The 3,674-nt window shown below is 39.4% G+C and carries 2 protein-coding genes; both read left to right on the forward strand.

Annotated features, from left to right (window positions below):
• Positions 1-1,869 (forward strand): NADH-quinone oxidoreductase subunit L (nuoL, locus tag AB1422_17815; GenBank protein ID MEW6621160.1); only part of this gene is annotated, 1,869 nt, incomplete at its 5' end.
• 313 nt (positions 1,870-2,182) lie between these two features.
• Positions 2,183-3,472, forward strand: a complete 1,290-nt coding sequence (locus tag AB1422_17820) for a dihydroorotase (GenBank protein MEW6621161.1) — start codon at positions 2,183-2,185, stop codon at positions 3,470-3,472.
• Positions 3,473-3,674 lie beyond the last annotated feature (202 nt).

Consider the following 3,674-nt stretch of genomic DNA (forward strand, 5'->3'; position numbering starts at 1 on the left):
TTACCATTATTAGCCGTGCCGATAATCGTATTTTGGACACGGAAGAATAAGGATTTAAGTTCTTATGTCTCCATTGGGGCTATTTTTATGTCCTTCCTTATTTCTTGTGCAGTATTCTATTGGGTAATGAATAATGGCAAGGCGGCGAATGAACATATTTGCTGGTTTATAACCGGGGCAACCAATATCCAATTGAGTATCGTTATCGACCAGTTATCTGCAATGATGCTGGTGGTGGTGAGTTTTATCAGTTTGATGATACAGATTTACTCCCGCGGCTATATGCGAGAGTCAGATGGTAAGCATGACCCAGGATTTTCAAGATACTATGCCTTTCTCTCGCTTTTTACCTTCTCGATGTTAGGGCTGGTATTGAGCAATAATTTCTTACAGATGTATATCTTCTGGGAATTGGTTGGTGTTTGTTCGTATTTATTGATTGGTTATTGGTATCATAAGCCCTCGGCGGCTGAGGCGGGTAAAAAGGCATTTATTACCACACGCGTTGGTGATGTCGGGTTTATGATTGGCATCTTGCTTTTATTTAAATTAACTGGTAGTTTTGGTTTTGAAGAGATTGGCGAGATAATTAAAGCCGGCAATTTACCTGCTTTACCGGGACTTACCCCGGAGCAAACCTTGACTATAATTGCGTTGTTAGTTTTCTGCGGTGCGGTAGGCAAATCTGCCCAGTTTCCTTTGCATGTTTGGTTACCGGATGCTATGGAAGGTCCAACCCCGGTTTCTGCCTTAATCCATGCCGCCACAATGGTTGCCGCAGGCGTCTATTTAGTCGGCAGGCTATTTGGGATGTTTTTTGTCTCTCCAGATGCCCTTCTGGTAGTTGCCTATATTGGTGGTTTTACCGCTATTTTTGCCGCGACTATTGCCCTGACACAAAACGATATTAAACGCATCATCGCCTATTCAACACTAAGCCAATTAGGCTATATGATGCTGGCACTTGGGGTTTGTGGTTATACCGCCGGGCTATTTCACCTGATGACCCATGCCTTTTTCAAGGCACTTTTGTTTCTATGTGCCGGCAGTGTTATCCATGCTATCCATACTAATGATATTTGGTCTGCGGGTGGTCTATTTAAACCAATGAAAATTACCGCCACTACTTTTGTGATTGCCGCACTTTCTCTGGCAGGTATTCCACCTTTAGCTGGATTCTGGAGCAAGGATGAAATACTTATTAGCGTCTTTAATTCCGGTAATATGGTTTTATTTTCCTTTGCCATCATCACTGTATTTTTAACGGCATTTTATATCTTCAGGCTTTTCTTTGTTGTCTTTATGGGCAAAATGCATGAAGCCCCACACGCTCATCACGAACATCATATCCATGAATCACCTGCAGTGATGACTATACCGCTGATACTTTTAGCTATACTTTCTATCGTGGCAGGTCTTATCGGTTCACCCTTGTGTGGTAATTGGATTGGCAAATTCATTCATTTTGAAGGATTGCATACCAGTCATTCAGGCACTGAAAATATAATGTATCTGGGATTATTTATGGCCTGTCTGGGGATATTTGTGGCATGGGTAGTTTATGGAGCCAAATGGGTCTCATGTGAAAAAATAGCAAAGGCATTTTATCCATTCTATCAACTATCATTTCATAAATACTGGGTAGATGAACTCTATGAGATTATATTTGTTAAGCCGTTACATCGATTTACAAAGTGGACGCTAATTTTTGATTTGCGGGTAATCGATGGTTTAGTCAATGGTGTCGCCTGGTTTTCACGAGGTCTGGGAATGATATTGAGAATCTTGCAGACAGGCCTGGCACAATCTTATATGCTGGTTATTATTCTTGGAATTGTATGCTTTTTGGTGTTTAAATTATTTGGATAAGGGGGTAATAGGGTTCTGCAAAATAGGATTTGGGGGAGACAACAAATAAATATCAAATATTAAATATCAAAATGCAAAATTACAAATCAAATTTCAAATTGGTAATATCTTTGCTTCAAGTATTTTAACGCTGAAAGGGAAGAGATAATTTTACATTTTGATATGTAATTTTTATATTTGCTTTTTGCATTTTGCTCTTTGGAGGAAATTGATAAAGAGGTTTTAAATACCCGCTTAAAAACTACAGTTTCTTAGTTTTGCAGAACTCTAATAAGGGGGGTAAAGATAGAGGTAACTTGCAAAAGGAAGATGTATGAAACTTTTAATAAAAAAGGGGCTTATTTTACAACCCGGGGGTAGAGGCGTAACTGATGAACTTGATATTTTAATCGAAGACTATAAGGTTAAAAAAATTGATAGAGATATTGTAAATGAAGACGCCTTAATTATAGATGCAAAAAATAAATTAGTTGTCCCTGGTCTTATTGATGTCCATGTTCATTTTAGACAACCAGGACAGGAATACAAAGAAAATATTTATACGGGTTCGTGTGCGGCGGTCAGCGGCGGATTTACTACAGTCATCGCCGAACCTAATACTAATCCCCCAATTGACACGGCTTCACGATTTAAAAATATTTTAGAAATTGCGCGTGAACAAAGTCTGGTTCATTTCTTTTCAAAGGCTTGTATATCAAAAAGAATGGACGGGAAGATGTTGGTAAATGTTCCCCAATTAAAACAAGCGGGGGCTAAAGCACTTTCGGATGACGGTCAACCTGTTGCAAGTAATAAATTAATGAGAAACGCCCTTATTAAGGGTAGAGAATATGGTATCCTGGTCAATCCCCATTGTGAAGAATCGGAATTATATCGTCAAAGAATGATAGAGAAATTAGGGAGACAGTTTGCATTACTTGAACCATATACCGCCGAGGATAGATTTATTGAGCGTGATATTAAATTAGCGGAGGAGACGGACGCAAATATTCATATTTCACATGTTAGTCTTGCGGCATCGGTAGAAAAAATTGCACAAGCAAAAAAACGAGGGGTAAAAATTACGGCAGAAGCAACACCACATCACTTTATTCTGTCAAAAGAGAATGAAAAGGAGATAGGGACTAATGCAAAAGTAAATCCTCCACTAAGAGCTAAAGAGGATGTAGAAGCAATAAAAGAGGGTTTGTCAAACGGCATAATTGATATTATTGCCAGTGACCATGCTCCTCATACACCGACAGAAAAAACTGTTCCGTGGGAGCAAGCCCCTTTTGGAATTATTGGTTTAGAAACGACTTTAGGTTTAGTCCTTACTTATTTAGTTAAGCCAGGTATTTTAACGCTCAAACAAGCAATTGAAAAAATGACTATCTTGCCAGCTAAAATTTTTGGACTTGCAGAGGCTGGATTTGGAAGTCTTACACCAAATATATCTACAGATATAACCATAATAGACTTAGAGAAAAAATGGAAGGTAGATGTTGATAAATTTTATTCAAAGGGAAGAAACTGCCCCTTTAACGGTTGGGAACTTCAAGGGAAAGCAACCACGGTCATAGTTAAAGGTCAAGTTATAATGAAAGATGGACATATTTTATAACGGTTCAGCCACTGATTAACACGGATTAGCAGGGATAAATAGCAGAGGGCAGAGAGCAGAGGGCAGAGAGCAGAGGGCAGAGAGCAGAGGGCAGAAGGCAGAGGGCAGAGGGCAGAAGGCAGAGGATAACAGGAGGAAAAACCTTCAGCCTAATTACGGACACGGATACCGGACACGATTCACGAATTTTCAGTGTTTCATC

The sequence above is a fragment of the bacterium genome, from assembly GCA_040757115.1.
Taxonomy (GTDB): domain Bacteria; phylum UBA9089; class CG2-30-40-21; order CG2-30-40-21; family SBAY01; genus JBFLXS01.